The organism is Pseudomonas sp. WS 5411 (assembly GCF_012985595.1).
GTDB classification, from domain to species: domain Bacteria; phylum Pseudomonadota; class Gammaproteobacteria; order Pseudomonadales; family Pseudomonadaceae; genus Aquipseudomonas; species Aquipseudomonas shahriarae.
Window position 1 is genome coordinate 89531 of record NZ_JAARMC010000011.1, and the last position, 14631, is coordinate 104161.

11 protein-coding genes are annotated in these 14631 nt (G+C 59.9%); 1 reads left to right on the forward strand and 10 read right to left on the reverse strand.

Translation table 11 applies throughout. The features are described from left to right. Positions 1-51: 51 nt before the first annotated feature. Positions 52-897 carry an S-formylglutathione hydrolase gene (gene fghA / locus HBR93_RS16640; RefSeq protein WP_115127535.1) on the reverse strand — a complete coding sequence of 282 codons (846 nt, stop codon included), beginning with the start codon at positions 895-897 and terminating at the stop codon, positions 52-54. An 8-nt stretch (positions 898-905) separates the two neighbouring features. Next, on the reverse strand, positions 906-2018 hold the full coding sequence (locus HBR93_RS16645) for an S-(hydroxymethyl)glutathione dehydrogenase/class III alcohol dehydrogenase (RefSeq protein WP_057439887.1): 1113 nt from the start codon (positions 2016-2018) through the stop codon (positions 906-908). Between the two features lie 109 nt (positions 2019-2127). Here HBR93_RS16645 and HBR93_RS16650 point away from each other — a divergent pair, with 109 nt between their 5' ends. Further along, on the forward strand, positions 2128-3024 hold the full coding sequence (locus tag HBR93_RS16650) for a LysR substrate-binding domain-containing protein (RefSeq protein WP_038446476.1): 897 nt from the start codon (positions 2128-2130) through the stop codon (positions 3022-3024). A gap of 127 nt (positions 3025-3151) precedes the next feature. Here the strand turns inward: HBR93_RS16650 and ispD are convergent, their stop codons facing one another. From ispD to dnaE, 8 genes are all read right to left on the reverse strand, one after another. Then, positions 3152-3859 (reverse strand): 2-C-methyl-D-erythritol 4-phosphate cytidylyltransferase, encoded by a 708-nt coding sequence (gene ispD / locus HBR93_RS16655; protein WP_169960718.1) that lies wholly within the window; start codon positions 3857-3859, stop codon positions 3152-3154. Continuing rightward, positions 3856-4134 carry a cell division protein FtsB gene (ftsB, locus tag HBR93_RS16660; protein WP_029297251.1) on the reverse strand — a complete coding sequence of 93 codons (279 nt, stop codon included), beginning with the start codon at positions 4132-4134 and terminating at the stop codon, positions 3856-3858. Before ftsB ends, ispD begins: the two co-directional genes overlap by 4 nt. A 171-nt stretch (positions 4135-4305) precedes the next feature. Beyond that, positions 4306-5595 carry a phosphopyruvate hydratase gene (gene eno, locus HBR93_RS16665; protein ID WP_029297253.1) on the reverse strand — a complete coding sequence of 430 codons (1290 nt, stop codon included), beginning with the start codon at positions 5593-5595 and terminating at the stop codon, positions 4306-4308. Between the two features lie 156 nt (positions 5596-5751). Further along, positions 5752-6597, reverse strand: coding sequence for a 3-deoxy-8-phosphooctulonate synthase (gene kdsA / locus HBR93_RS16670; RefSeq protein ID WP_057439889.1), 846 nt, complete (start codon positions 6595-6597; stop codon positions 5752-5754). A 5-nt stretch (positions 6598-6602) separates the two neighbouring features. Beyond that, on the reverse strand, positions 6603-8234 hold the full coding sequence (locus HBR93_RS16675) for a CTP synthase (RefSeq protein ID WP_057439891.1): 1632 nt from the start codon (positions 8232-8234) through the stop codon (positions 6603-6605). 273 nt (positions 8235-8507) lie between these two features. Further along, positions 8508-9827, reverse strand: a complete 1320-nt coding sequence (tilS, locus tag HBR93_RS16680) for a tRNA lysidine(34) synthetase TilS (RefSeq protein WP_169960719.1) — start codon at positions 9825-9827, stop codon at positions 8508-8510. Positions 9828-9983: 156 nt separating this feature from the next. Next, positions 9984-10931 carry an acetyl-CoA carboxylase carboxyltransferase subunit alpha gene (locus tag HBR93_RS16685; RefSeq protein WP_029297260.1) on the reverse strand — a complete coding sequence of 316 codons (948 nt, stop codon included), beginning with the start codon at positions 10929-10931 and terminating at the stop codon, positions 9984-9986. Between the two features lie 139 nt (positions 10932-11070). Continuing rightward, positions 11071-14592, reverse strand: coding sequence for a DNA polymerase III subunit alpha (gene dnaE / locus HBR93_RS16690; protein WP_115127532.1), 3522 nt, complete (start codon positions 14590-14592; stop codon positions 11071-11073). Positions 14593-14631 lie beyond the last annotated feature (39 nt).

Below are 14631 nucleotides of genomic sequence, written 5' to 3' on the forward strand. Positions count from 1 at the left end.
AAAACGCCCCGAGTTAATTCAGGGCGTGATTCTACCTACTTTTGCCGGACATTAACCGAGCAAAGCACGTCCATGATGACGCAAGTGGTCCTCGATGAAGCTGGCGATAAAGAAGTAGCTGTGGTCATAACCCGGCTGCAGGCGCAGCTCCAGCGGATGGCCGGCGGCCTTGGCGGCTTGTTGCAAGGCCTCGGGCTTGAGCTGGGTCGCGAGGAAGTCGTCGCGATCGCCCTGGTCCACCAGCAACGGCAGTTTTTCCGAGGCTTCGCTGATCAGCACGCAGGCATCCCATTCGCGCCACTTCGAACGCTCTTCCCCCAGGTAGCGAGAAAAAGCCTTCTGCCCCCAAGGGCAATCCATCGGATTGTTGATCGGCGAGAACGCCGACACCGACTGGTAGCGCCCAGGATTGCGCAAGGCACACACCAGCGCACCGTGGCCGCCCATGGAGTGCCCGCTGATGCCACGCTTGTCGGAAGCCGGGAAATGCGCTTCAACCAACGCCGGCAATTCCTGCACTACATAGTCATGCATCCGATAGTGCTTGCTCCACGGCTCTTGCGTGGCATTCAAGTAAAACCCGGCACCCAGGCCAAAGTCCCAGGCATTGTCAGGGTCGCCCGGTACACCCGGCCCACGGGGGCTGGTGTCCGGCGCGACGATGATCATTCCCAGTTCGGCCGCCATACGTTGCGCGCCGGCCTTTTGCATGAAGTTCTCATCGGTGCAGGTCAGCCCCGACAGCCAGTACAGCACCGGCAACTTGCCGCCCTGCTCCGCCTGGGGTGGCAGGTAGACGGCGAAGGTCATGTCGCAGTCCAGCACATCGGAATGATGTTTGTAACGCTTATGCCAGCCGCCGAAGCTCTTCTGGCATGACAGGTTTTGCAGACTCATGGCCGACCTCAGAAATGGATGACGGTACGAATGCTCTTGCCTTCATGCATCAGGTCGAACGCCTTATTGATATCTTCCAGGCCCATGGTGTGGGTGATGAAGGTATCCAACGGGATTTCACCGCTCTGGGCCATTTCCACGTAGCTTGGCAACTCGCTGCGGCCACGCACGCCACCGAAAGCCGAACCGCGCCAGACGCGACCGGTCACCAGCTGGAAGGGACGGGTGGAAATTTCCTGGCCGGCCCCGGCGACACCGATGATCACCGACTCGCCCCAACCTTTGTGGCAGCACTCCAGGGCCGCGCGCATCAGTTGGACATTGCCGATGCACTCGAAGGAAAAGTCCACGCCGCCGTCGGTCAAATCGACGATAACGTCCTGGATAGGCCGGTCGTAGTCTTTCGGGTTGATGCAGTCGGTGGCGCCCAGCTGCTTGGCGATTTCAAACTTGGCCGGGTTGATGTCGATGGCGATGATACGGCCGGCCTTGGCCTTCACTGCACCGATCACAGCCGACAAGCCAATCCCGCCGAGGCCGAAGATGGCCACGGTATCGCCCGGTTTGACCTTGGCGGTGTTGATCACCGCACCAATACCGGTGGTGACGCCGCAGCCCAGCAGGCAGACTTTTTCCAGCGGAGCTTCTTTAGGAATCTTGGCCACGGAGATTTCCGGCAACACGGTGTATTCGGAAAAGGTCGAAGTACCCATGTAGTGGAAAATCGGCTGGCCCTTGTAGGAGAAGCGCGTAGTGCCGTCCGGCATCAGGCCTTTGCCCTGGGTTGCGCGGATGGCCTGGCACAGGTTGGTCTTGCCCGACAGGCAGAACTTGCACTTGCCGCACTCCGGGGTGTACAGCGGGATCACGTGGTCACCCACGGCTACCGAGGTCACACCCTCGCCAATCGCTTCGACTACCGCACCGCCTTCATGGCCGAGGATCGACGGGAAAATACCCTCCGGATCGGCGCCCGACAGGGTGTAGGCATCGGTATGGCAAACCCCGGAGGCAACCACGCGCAGCAGGACTTCACCGGCCTTGGGCATGGCGACATCCACTTCCACGATCTCCAGTGGTTTCTTGGCTTCAAAGGCGACAGCGGCGCGTGACTTGATCATCCGGGTTTCTCCTGGGGCTTAAAAAGTAAGACGGGCAGTGTAAAACATGGCTCATTGATTAATAATCCAGGCAAAAGCAAAACATTATTGCTGTACTGGGATAATCACCATGCTTGAAAACCGCTGGGAAGGCATTGATGAGTTCGTCGCCGTGGCCGAGTGCAGCCAATTTACCGCTGCCGCCGAACGCCTGGGCGTGTCCTCGTCCCATATCAGCCGCCAGGTGGCACGCCTGGAAGAACGCCTGCAAACCCGCCTGCTCTATCGCAGCACCCGGCGCGTCACGCTGACCGAGGCCGGGCAGACCTTTCTGCAACATTGCCAACGCCTGCAAGACGGACGCGAAGAAGCCTTGCGCGCAGTGGGCGACCTGACCAGTGAACCCAAGGGTATGTTGCGCATGACCTGCGCCGTGGCTTATGGCGAACGTTTTATCGTGCCGTTGGTAACACGCTTCATGGGGCTTTATCCGCAATTGCGGGTGGATATTGAACTGAGCAACCGCCCCCTCGACCTGGTGCATGAAGGCCTGGACCTGGCGATTCGCCTGGGCCGCCTGCAGGATTCACGAATGGTCGCCAGCCGCCTGGCGCCGAGACGCATGTATCTCTGCGCCTCGCCGTCCTACCTGGAGCGGTACGGGCGCCCCCATAGCTTGTCGGAACTGAGCCGGCATAACTGCCTGATCGGCAGTTCGGATATTTGGCAACTGGCGCAGGACGGACGCGAATTTTCCCAGCGCGTGCAGGGAAACTGGCGCTGCAACAGTGGGCAAGCGGTGCTGGATGCGGCGTTGCAAGGGGTGGGGTTGTGCCAGTTGCCGGACTATTACGTGCTGGAGCACTTGCACAGCGGCGCGCTGGTTTCACTGCTTGAAGCCCATCAACCGCCGAATACGGCAGTGTGGGCGCTGTATCCGCAACAGCGGCATTTATCGCCAAAGGTGCGCAAGTTGGTGGAGTTCTTGAAGGAGGGGTTGGCTGGGCGGCCGGAGTATGGCGGGTGATCTGGGGTGTCAGGCCTGGCCTCATCGCAGGCAAGCCAGCTCCCACACCTGACCGCGTATCTCTGTTGGAATGCGGTCAGGTGTGGGAGCTGGATTGCCTGCGATGAAGTCACCTCGGTCCAGCAGCCTACCGGCGATTAGCCCACCGCAACCTAAGCCACTCCAGATCCTCCGGCCGCGTCACCTTGATATTGTCCGCACGCCCTTCCACCAAACGTGGCGCCTGGCCAGACCACTCCATGGCCGAGGCTTCATCGGTGATGAGCGCATCAGCCACCAGGCTATCGGCCAACGCGCGGTGCAAGGCGCCGAGGCGGAACATTTGCGGGGTGTAGGCTTGCCAGATCAGGCTACGGTCAATGGTTTCCACCACCCGCCCCCGCTTGTCGACACGCTTGAGAGTGTCGCGGGCCGGTACGGCGAGCAAGCCACCCACCGGGTCGTCCGCCAACTGCGCCAATAACGTGTCGAGGTCTTCACGGCTCAGGTTCGGCCGCGCAGCATCGTGCACCAGCACCCAGTCGTCATCGCCGGCGCCCAGGGCATTGAGTTGCAACAGTGCATTGAGCACCGAGCCTGAGCGCTCTGCCCCGCCGTCCGCACGCTGGATACGCGGGTCGGTAGCACACGCCAGGTTGGGCCAGTAAGGATCATCGACCGCCAGACTGACCACCAGCCCCTTGAGGCTCGGATGGTCGAGAAAACAGCCAAGGCTGTGTTCGAGAATAGTGCGCCCGCCCAACTGCAAATACTGCTTGGGACGGTCCGCGGCCATACGGGCACCGACGCCCGCGGCAGGAATCACGGCCCAGAAGGCCGGCAAACAGGCGCTCATTGGGCCAACTGGTAGAGGGTTTCGCCCTCCTTGACCATGCCCAATTCATGACGAGCCCGCTCTTCAACGGTCTCCATGCCTTTTTTCAACTCAAGCACTTCGGCATCGAGCACACGGTTGCGCTCCAGCAACACCTCGTTCTCGGCGTGCTGCGCGGCAATTTGCTGGGTCAGGTCGGTCACCTGCGCCAGACTGCCATTGCCCACCCAAAGGCGGTACTGCAGGCCAGCCAGCAGCAAGAGCAGGACGAGGAACAACCAATTGGGACTGCGCATCGAATATCGGGTATCCAGTGAAAAAAGACAGCCATGCAAAACTTTTGAAGCAACTGATAGCACGAAGCCTGGAAGACCCAGGCTTGTGCTTGATAGGCATCAGATTAGTGCGCAAATTCACTCTACAGCGAGTTTTCCGACACAATCCTTTGTCTTTTTACCATCAACTACTCAGCCGCGAAACTCGCCACGACCGTTGTATTTGGCTTTTCCGCCCAGTTGCTCTTCGATACGCAGCAATTGGTTGTACTTGGAAACGCGGTCGGAACGGCACAGGGAACCGGTTTTGATCTGGCCCGCCGAGGTGCCCACAGCCAGGTCGGCAATGGTCGAATCTTCGGTTTCGCCGGAGCGGTGGGAGATCACGGCGGTGTAGCCCGCAGCCTTGGCCATCTGGATGGCTTCCAGGGTTTCGGTCAGGGTGCCGATCTGGTTGAACTTGATCAGGATCGAGTTGGCGATCTTCTTGTCGATGCCTTCTTTCAGGATCTTGGTGTTGGTCACGAACAGGTCGTCACCGACCAGTTGGATCTTCTCGCCGATCTTGTCGGTAAGAATTTTCCAACCGTCCCAGTCAGACTCGTCCAGGCCGTCTTCGATCGAGATGATCGGGTAGCGCTGGGTCAGGCCCTTCAGGTATTCCGCGAAACCTTCGGAGTTGAACACCTGGCCTTCGCCGGACAGGTTGTACTTGCCATCTTCGTAGAACTCGCTAGCCGCGCAGTCCAGGGCCAGGGTCACGTCGGTGCCCAGCTTGTAGCCAGCGTTGGCCACGGCTTCGGAGATCACTTTCAGTGCATCTTCGTTGGACGCCAGGTTCGGTGCAAAACCACCTTCGTCACCCACTGCAGTGCTCAGGCCACGGGCTTTCAGTACCGCTTTGAGGTGATGGAAAATCTCGGTACCCATGCGCAGGCCTTCGGAGAAGGTCTTGGCGCCCACTGGCTGCACCATGAATTCCTGAATATCGACGTTGTTATCTGCGTGCTCGCCACCGTTGATGATGTTCATCATTGGGACTGGCATCGAGTACACGCCCGGAGTGCCGTTCAGATTGGCAATGTGCGCGTACAGCGGCAGGTCCTGGTCCTGGGCGGCAGCCTTGGCAGCTGCCAGGGACACAGCGAGGATCGCATTGGCGCCGAGGCTGCCTTTGTTTTCAGTGCCGTCGAGCTTGATCATCGCGTGATCGAGGGCTTTCTGGTCCAGCGGGTCCTTGCCCAGCAACAGGTCGCGGATCGGACCGTTGATGTTGGCTACTGCCTTGAGGACACCCTTGCCCAGGTAACGGCTCTTGTCGCCATCACGCAGTTCCAGCGCTTCGCGCGAACCGGTGGAAGCACCGGACGGCGCGCAGGCGCTGCCGATGATGCCGTTATCGAGAAGCACGTCGGCTTCGACGGTGGGGTTGCCACGGGAGTCGAGAACTTCACGACCTTTGATGTCGACGATTTTTGCCATTGTTGTAAACACTCCAAAGTTGACGAAAACGACGCAGCTGAAGGAAATCTTTTGACCGACCGCAAGGGTGGAACAACGGGGCAGGCTTGCAGACGACAAGACTCAGGCCCGGGGGCCTGAGCATAAAGCGCGGAAAGTTTACCGGAGAAACGCGGGTTACGCGGTCTCTACCGTCGGAAAACTCTTGACCAGTTCGTCCAATTGCTTGAGTTGGGCCAGGAATGGCTCCAGCTTGTCCAGGCGCAGAGCGCAAGGACCGTCGCACTTGGCGTTGTCCGGATCCGGGTGGGCTTCCAGGAACAGGCCTGCCAGGGACTGGCTGATACCGGCCTTGGCCAGATCCAGTACCTGGGCACGTCGGCCACCGGCGGAATCGGCTCGACCACCAGGCATTTGCAGCGCATGGGTCACGTCGAAGAACACCGGGTATTCGAACTGTTTCATGATGCCGAAACCAAGCATGTCCACCACGAGGTTGTTGTAGCCGAAGCTCGAACCACGCTCGCAGAGGATCAACTGGTCATTACCCGCTTCCACGCACTTGTTCAGGATGTGTTTCATCTCCTGGGGCGCGAGGAACTGGGCTTTCTTGATATTGATCACAGCGCCGGTCTTGGCCATCGCGACGACCAGGTCGGTCTGGCGCGACAGGAAGGCCGGCAACTGGATGATGTCGCATACCTCGGCGACCACACCAGCCTGTTCAGGCTCGTGGACGTCGGTGATGATCGGCACGCCGAAGGCTTGCTTGATGTCCTGGAAGATCCGCATGCCTTCTTCAAGGCCCGGGCCGCGATAGGACGTCACGGACGAACGGTTCGCCTTGTCGAAGCTGGCCTTGAATACATAAGGGATACCCAATTTCTCGGTAACCTTTACGTATTCTTCACAGACCTGCATCGCCATGTCGCGGCTTTCCAGCACGTTCATGCCGCCAAACAGCACCATGGGCTTGTCGTTGGCAATTTCGATGTCGCCTACGCGAATGATCTTCTGGGCCATCAGGTTTACGCCTTCTTCTGATGTTGCGTCAGTGCTGCTTTAACGAAACCGCTGAACAACGGGTGACCGTCGCGCGGCGTCGAAGTGAACTCAGGGTGGAACTGGCAAGCGACGAACCATGGATGATCCGGGGCTTCGACCACTTCAACCAGCTTGCCATCACCGGAGCGACCGGAGATTTTCAGGCCAGCCGCTTTGATCTGCGGCAGCAGGTTGTTGTTCACTTCGTAACGGTGACGGTGACGCTCGACGATCACGTCCTTGCCGTAGCAGTCGTGCACCAGCGAGCCGGACTCCAGCAGGCAATCCTGTGCGCCAAGGCGCATGGTGCCGCCCAGGTCGGAGCTTTCGGTACGGGTTTCGACAGCGCCGGTGGCATCTTCCCACTCGGTGATCAGGCCCACGACCGGGTGGCCGCTGGTGTGATCGAACTCAGTGGAGTTGGCGTCTTTCCAGCCCAGTACGTTACGAGCGAACTCGATAACGGCCACTTGCATGCCCAGGCAGATACCCAGGTAAGGCACCTTGTTCTCACGAGCGTACTGCACAGCAGTGATCTTGCCTTCCACGCCACGCAGGCCGAAACCGCCTGGCACGAGGATCGCATCCACACCTTCGAGCAGCGCGGTGCCCTGGTTTTCGATGTCTTCGGAGTCGATGTAGCGCAGGTTGACCTTGGTACGGTTGCTGATGCCCGCGTGGCTCATCGCTTCGATCAGCGACTTGTACGCGTCCAGCAGCTCCATGTACTTGCCAACCATGGCGATGGTGACTTCGTGCTCAGGGTTGAGCTTGGCGTCAACCACCGCTTCCCACTCGGACAGGTCCGCGCCATTGCACTGCAGGCCGAAACGCTCGACCACAAAATCATCCAGGCCCTGGGAATGCAGGATGCCTGGGATCTTGTAGATGGTATCGGCGTCTTCCAGGGCAATCACCGCACGTTCTTCAACGTTGGTGAACTGGGCGATCTTGCGACGCGAGGAAATGTCGATCGGGTGATCGGAGCGGCATACCAGCACGTCCGGCTGCAGGCCGATGGAACGCAGTTCCTTGACCGAGTGCTGGGTAGGCTTGGTTTTGGTTTCGCCAGCGGTGGCGATGTACGGCACCAGGGTCAGGTGCATCAGCATCGCGCGCTTGGCGCCGACTTCGAAACGCAACTGGCGGATGGCTTCGAGGAACGGTTGGGATTCGATGTCACCCACGGTGCCACCGATCTCGACCATCGCCACATCGGCATCGCCTGCACCCTTGATGATGCGGCGCTTGATTTCGTCGGTGATGTGCGGGATCACCTGGATGGTTGCACCCAGGTAGTCACCACGGCGCTCCTTGCGCAGCACGTGCTCGTAGACACGGCCGGTGGTGAAGTTGTTGTTCTGGGTCATGGTCGTGCGGATGAACCGCTCGTAGTGGCCCAGGTCCAGGTCGGTCTCGGCGCCGTCGTGGGTGACGAACACTTCACCGTGCTGGAACGGGCTCATGGTGCCCGGGTCGACGTTGATGTACGGGTCCAGCTTGAGCATGGTGACCTTAAGTCCCCGCGCCTCCAGGATGGCCGCCAACGAAGCGGAGGCAATGCCTTTCCCCAATGAAGAAACAACACCGCCCGTGACGAATATGTAGCGCGTCATGAAAAACCCTAGAAGTCTGCGTTAAAGCGGTCGGAGCCGCCGGGGAAAGCGAAGGAAGGCCGAAGCCCCCGATCACCTGCATTAATCACAGTGCACCTTTCAAAAAAACCGCCGCGTTGTGACAGACCAGCAATGGAACACCGGTACGTTGATCGCTACACATTTTTTGGAATCGCCCAGCAAAGACTGCTTGGTAATCGGCAACAACTGTGTTTCAGGAGAATCCACAGAAGTTGTATCAAGAAGGGAGCGTAGTCTACCGGAAAGGCGCTATCAGCTCAAACCTTGATCGCAGGTTGGTGGCGCCCAATGTAATTGCCAGTCATCCCCCTGCCCTGTCGAGGCCCCTGCCAGGTTGGCCACGGCCACCAGACGGCCGCCCTGGTACAGCAGCGGCAATCTGCCACGGATAAAGCCCGGTACAGCCGTTTCGTTGAGCAGACGCTTGAGGTCGCGCCGGCCACGGCCGGGCACGTCCATGACTTCACCGCCCTGGCGGTAGCGGATGCTCAAAGGGCCTTCAGGGGCATGCCCGCTGAAATACAACTGCCCGTTGCCAGGTAACTGTAGTGGGTTTTGCGGGTGCGACCAGCTCAAAGGACTGTCGGAAAACTCTGACCAATTGGTAGGTATCCACCAGATACGATCGTTGCAACGCTGCAATTGGCCGTCAGCCAAACGCCACACCGGCTGCGCGTCCTCCTTGGCATCGCGCAAGGCGCTCCAGCCAACCCAATGTTCGCTGTCGGGCATCGCCGTCAACGGCGCCAGCCAATAGCGCAGGACGTTGCGCTGCCGAGCGTCGGAAAGATCGCGCAGTGGCGCAAGTGCCAACGATGGCAGCGCCAGCCAGGGAAACGCCGACGGCAGTTGAGCGGCCTGCATATCCAGTTGCGCCAACTCATCGAGCAGCCCCTGGGCCTGCGCCAGATGCCCGGCAGTACGGGCCAGGCTATTCACGGCCTGGGGCCAGCGCGCCGTAAGTACGGGAAACACATGATGGCGCAGGTAATTCCGGGAAAAGCGTGGGTCGCCGTTGGAGGGGTCTTCGATCCAGCTCAACTGCTGCTCGCGGGCGTAAGTTTCCAGTTCGGCTCGCGACACCTCCAGCAGCGGCCGCATCAGGTGCCCCCCACCCAAAGATCGCTGGGCGGGCATGCCGGTGAGGCCCCGCACTCCCGCGCCCCGCAGCAGGCGAAACAGCAAGGTCTCGGCCTGATCGTCACGGTGCTGGCCAGTGAGTAGTAACTCACCTGGGCCGATTGCCTCGGCGAACGCCTGGTAGCGCGCGTCACGGGCCGCACGCTCCAGGCTTGCACCCGATGGCACCTGCACACGCATGACCCGCAGCGGCACACCGGCGGCATCACAGACCGCCTGGCAATGGGCTGGCCACGCGTCGGCCGCAGCCTGGAGGCCGTGGTGAACATGGATAGCCTGCAGTGGCGGCAAGGGTTGGGTTTTTGCCAAGTCGGCAAGGAGGTGCAGCAGAACCGTGGAGTCGAGTCCGCCGGAGTAGGCGATCTGCCAGGCCGGGGCGTCGCGCCAGGGGGCCAGGGTTTGCAGGAGTTTGGCGGTTAGAGTTGATTTCATCGCACGTTACCGCCGCAAAACTGGAATACGTTAGCCAAGACACAACGCCAATGTGGGAACGGGCTTGCCCGCGACAGCGGTGTACCAGTCAACCCATCTGGCACTGACACATTGCTATCGCGGGCAAGCCCGCTCCCACAGGGGTAATGCAGTGGCTTAGAGACCGTAGCTCATCAGGCGCTCGTAACGACGGGCCAGTAGCGCCTCGTTGTCGAATTTCTTGAGCATGTCCAACTGCGCGCAGAGTTCGGCGCGGATGGTGGCCGATGCGGCCGCCGGGTCGCGGTGAGCGCCGCCCAGGGGTTCGGCAATCACTTTGTCGACGATACCCAGGCCTTTCAGGCGATCAGCGGTGATCCCCATGGCTTCGGCAGCATCCGGGGCCTTTTCTGCGGTTTTCCACAGGATCGAGGCGCAACCTTCCGGAGAGATCACCGCATAGGTGGAGTATTGCAGCATGTTCAGTTGGTCGCAGACGCCAATGGCCAGCGCACCGCCGGAACCGCCTTCACCGATCACGGTAGCGATGATCGGGGTTTTCAGACGCGCCATCACGCGCAGGTTCCAGGCAATCGCTTCGCTCTGGTTGCGCTCTTCAGCGTCGATGCCTGGGTAGGCGCCAGGGGTGTCGATAAAAGTCAGGATCGGCATTTTGAAACGTTCAGCCATTTCCATCAGGCGGCAGGCCTTGCGGTAGCCTTCAGGACGCGGCATGCCGAAGTTGCGACGCACTTTCTCGCGCACTTCACGGCCTTTCTGGTGACCGATCACCATCACCGGCTGGTCATCCAGGCGGGCAATACCGCCGACAATCGCCGCATCATCGGAGAAGTGGCGGTCGCCATGCAGCTCGTCGAATTCGGTGAAGATGTGGTCGATGTAGTCCAGGGTGTACGGACGGCGCGGGTGGCGGGCCAGGCGCGCGATCTGCCAACTGGTCAGCTTGCCGAAGATGTCTTCGGTGAGCGTCTTGCTCTTGTCTTGCAGGCGGGAGATTTCATCGCCGATATTCAGCGAATTGTCATTGCCGACCAGGCGCAGCTCTTCGATCTTGGCTTGCAGGTCAGCGATCGGCTGTTCGAAATCAAGAAAATTCGGGTTCATAAGCGTCCGTCTTGGGTCGACGGCCAGGGAGTGCCTGGCCAGCCGGTTGTCTATTCGCGCCCTACCTTAAGGGAGAGGCGCGTCAAGGTCGAGATTAAATGTCGAGTCGAGGTCAGGGGTACAAGGGCAGCCCTGACCGTCAACGGTATTGGAGGAAGACGTTGTCACGCCCGAACTGGTCACGCAATGCTTGAATCAAGCCATCAGCCGGGTCAATTCGCCACGTCTCGCCAAACTGCAACATCGCCTTGGCATCGCTGCCGGTGTACTCCATGGTCACCGGGCACGCACCACGGTGACGTTTGAGCAGATCCCCCAGCCAGCGTAGCTGATCGCCCTTGAGCGCTTCGGTTTTCACCTTCAGGCGTAGGCTTTCGGCCAGGTTGGTGCGGGCATCTTCCATGCTCATTACGCGTTTGATCCGCAGGCGCAGGCCGCCGGAGAAGTCATCGTTGCTGACCTCGCCCTCCACCACCACCATCGCGTCGGTCTGCAACAGCGACTGCGCAGAATGGAAAGCATCGGCAAACAGCGACGCTTCGATACGCCCGGAGCGGTCGTCGAGGGTGATGAAACCCATCTTGTCGCCCTTTTTGTTCTTCATCACCCGCAGGGCAATGATCATCCCGGCGACGGTCTGGGTATCACGCGCCGGTTTCAGGTCGATGATGCGCTGGCGGGCAAAACGCCGGATTTCGCCTTCATATTCGTCAATCGGGTGGCCGGTGAGGTACAGACCCAGGGTGTCTTTTTCACCCTTGAGGCGTTCCTTGAGGGTCAGCTCCTTGGCCTTGCGGTGGTTAGCGTACACATCGGCATCTTCTTCGACGAACAACCCGCCAAACAGGTCGGCATGCCCACTGTCATGGGTGCGAGCGGTTTGTTCGGCGGCCTTGATCGCTTCTTCCATGGCGGTCAGCAGTACCGCACGGTTACGGTCGATATTGGCCTGGTAGGCCTTCGGCTCGTCATGGAAGTACGGGCCAAGACGGTCAAGTGCGCCGCTGCGGATCAGGCCATCGAGGGTACGTTTGTTGATGCGCTTGAGGTCGACCCGGGCGCAGAAGTCGAACAGGTCCTTGAACGGACCGTCCTGGCGCGCCTCGGTAATCGCCTCAACCGGGCCTTCGCCCACGCCCTTGATCGCGCCCAGGCCATAGATGATGCGGCCTTCGTCGTTCACCGTGAACTTGAACTCCGAGGCGTTCACGTCCGGCGCGTCGAGGCGCAGCTTCATGGTCCGCACTTCTTCGATCAAGGTCACGACCTTGTCGGTGTTGTGCATATCCGCCGACAGCACCGCCGCCATGAACGGCGCCGGGTAGTGGGCCTTCAGCCAGGCAGTCTGGTACGACACCAGGCCGTAGGCGGCGGAGTGGGATTTGTTAAAGCCATAACCGGCGAATTTTTCCACCAGGTCAAAGATGTTACCGGCCAGGTCGGCGTCGATATTGTTGGTGGCGCAACCCTCAATGAAGCCGCCGCGCTGCTTGGCCATTTCCTCGGGTTTTTTCTTACCCATGGCCCGGCGCAGCATGTCCGCACCGCCAAGGGTGTAGCCGGCCATGACCTGGGCGATCTGCATCACCTGTTCCTGATACAGGATGATGCCGTAGGTCGGTGCCAGTACCGGCTTGAGGCCTTCGTACTGGTAGTCGGAGTGCGGGTAAGCCAGTTCGGCGCGCCCGTGCTTCCGGTTGATAAAGTCGTCCACCATGCCCGATTGCAGCGGGCCCGGACGGAACAGGGCCACCAGTGCGATCAAGTCTTCCAGGCAGTCGGGCTTGAGCTTTTTGATCAGCTCTTTCATGCCGCGGGATTCAAGCTGGAACACCGCAGTGGTTTCGGCTTTTTGCAGCAGCGCGTAGGTAGGTTTGTCGTCCAGTGGGATAAAAGCGATATCCAGCGGCGCTTCATCAACCTTGGCGCGCTCACGGTTGATGGTCTTGAGCGCCCAGTCGATGATCGTCAAGGTACGCAGGCCGAGGAAGTCGAACTTCACCAGGCCGGCCGCCTCCACGTCATCCTTGTCGAACTGGGTTACCAGGCCATCGCCTTCTTCGTCGCAATAGATCGGCGAAAAGTCTGTCAGCTTGGTCGGCGCGATTACCACGCCACCGGCGTGCTTACCAACGTTACGCACCACGCCTTCGAGCTTGCGCGCCATGTCCCAGATTTCGGCGGCTTCTTCATCGACCTTGATGAAGTCGCGCAGGATTTCTTCCTGCTCGTAGGCCTTTTCCAGGGTCATGCCGACTTCAAAGGGGATCATCTTCGACAGACGATCCGCCAGGCCGTAGGACTTGCCCTGCACCCGCGCCACGTCACGAATTACCGCCTTGGCCGCCATGGAACCAAAGGTGATGATCTGGCTTACAGCGTTACGGCCATATTTCTCGGCCACATATTCGATGACACGGTCGCGACCATCCATGCAGAAGTCGACGTCGAAGTCGGGCATCGATACCCGTTCCGGGTTCAGGAACCGTTCGAACAGCAGGTCATATTCCAGCGGGTCGAGGTCGGTGATCTTCTGCACATAAGCCACCAGCGAGCCGGCACCCGACCCCCGGCCAGGGCCCACCGGTACGCCGTTGCTTTTGGCCCACTGGATAAAGTCCATTACGATCAGGAAGTAACCCGGGAACCCCATCTGGATAATGATATCCAGCTCGAAGTTCAGCCGGTCGACATACACCTGGCGCTTGGCCTCGTAGTCTTCGGTGGTGTCCTTGGGCAGCAGGACGGAAAGACGCTCTTCCAGACCATCGAACGACACCTTGCGGAAATACTCGTCGATGGTCATGCCATCGGGAATCGGGAAGTTGGGCAAAAAGTGTTTGCCCAGCTTCACTTCGATATTGCAGCGCTTGGCAATTTCGACGGAGTTTTCCAGGGCCTCGGGCAAGTCGCTGAACAGCTCAGCCATTTCCTCGGCGCTTTTGAGGTACTGCTCTTCGCTGTAGTTCTTCGAGCGACGCGGATCGTCCAGCGCCCGGCCTTCGCCGATACACACGCGGGTTTCGTGGGCCTCGAAGTCTTCCTTCTTGATAAAACGCACATCGTTGGTGGCGACCAGCGGCGCACCCAGCTTTTCGGCCAGGGCCACGGCAGCGTGCAGGTGCTCTTCGTCGTTGGGGCGATTGGTGCGCTGAACTTCCAGGTAGAAGCGGTCAGGGAACACCGCCATCCACTCCCGGGCGAGCACTTCTGCCTCCTGGGGATTGCCGCCCAGCAAGGCGAGGCCGACCTCTCCTTCCTTGGCAGCCGACAGCATAATCAGCCCTTCGCTGGCCTCGGCCACCCATTCGCGCTCGATGATGATCGAGCCGTTGCGCTGGCCGTCGATAAAACCGCGGGAAATCAGTTCAGTCAGGTTGCGATAACCCACGCCGTTCATCGCCAACAGGCTGATGCGACTCAAGGCGTTATCGGGGTCTTTGTTGGACAGCCACAAGTCGGCGCCGCAGATCGGCTTGATGCCGGCGCCCATGGCGCTCTTGTAGAACTTGACCAGGGAGCACATGTTGTTCTGGTCGGTCACCGCCACGGCCGGCATATTCATGCCCACCAGGGTTTTGACCAGCGGTTTGATCCGTACCAGGCCGTCGACCAGGGAGTATTCAGTGTGCAGGCGCAGGTGAACGAATGAAGCCGGCATAGTGATCCTGTCTAGATACGTGTGAAAACAACAAGGCCC

Bases quoted from the DNA above. Each gene is read 5' to 3' on its own strand.
- fghA (WP_115127535.1), bottom strand. From the start codon at position 897: ATGAGTCTGCAAAACCTGTCATGCCAGAAGAGCTTCGGCGGCTGGCAT.
- HBR93_RS16645 (WP_057439887.1), bottom strand. From the start codon at position 2,018: ATGATCAAGTCACGCGCCGCTGTCGCCTTTGAAGCCAAGAAACCACTG.
- HBR93_RS16650 (WP_038446476.1), top strand. From the start codon at position 2,128: ATGCTTGAAAACCGCTGGGAAGGCATTGATGAGTTCGTCGCCGTGGCC.
- ispD (WP_169960718.1), bottom strand. From the start codon at position 3,859: ATGAGCGCCTGTTTGCCGGCCTTCTGGGCCGTGATTCCTGCCGCGGGC.
- ftsB (WP_029297251.1), bottom strand. From the start codon at position 4,134: ATGCGCAGTCCCAATTGGTTGTTCCTCGTCCTGCTCTTGCTGCTGGCT.
- eno (WP_029297253.1), bottom strand. From the start codon at position 5,595: ATGGCAAAAATCGTCGACATCAAAGGTCGTGAAGTTCTCGACTCCCGT.
- kdsA (WP_057439889.1), bottom strand. From the start codon at position 6,597: ATGGCCCAGAAGATCATTCGCGTAGGCGACATCGAAATTGCCAACGAC.
- HBR93_RS16675 (WP_057439891.1), bottom strand. From the start codon at position 8,234: ATGACGCGCTACATATTCGTCACGGGCGGTGTTGTTTCTTCATTGGGG.
- tilS (WP_169960719.1), bottom strand. From the start codon at position 9,827: ATGAAATCAACTCTAACCGCCAAACTCCTGCAAACCCTGGCCCCCTGG.
- HBR93_RS16685 (WP_029297260.1), bottom strand. From the start codon at position 10,931: ATGAACCCGAATTTTCTTGATTTCGAACAGCCGATCGCTGACCTGCAA.
- dnaE (WP_115127532.1), bottom strand. From the start codon at position 14,592: ATGCCGGCTTCATTCGTTCACCTGCGCCTGCACACTGAATACTCCCTG.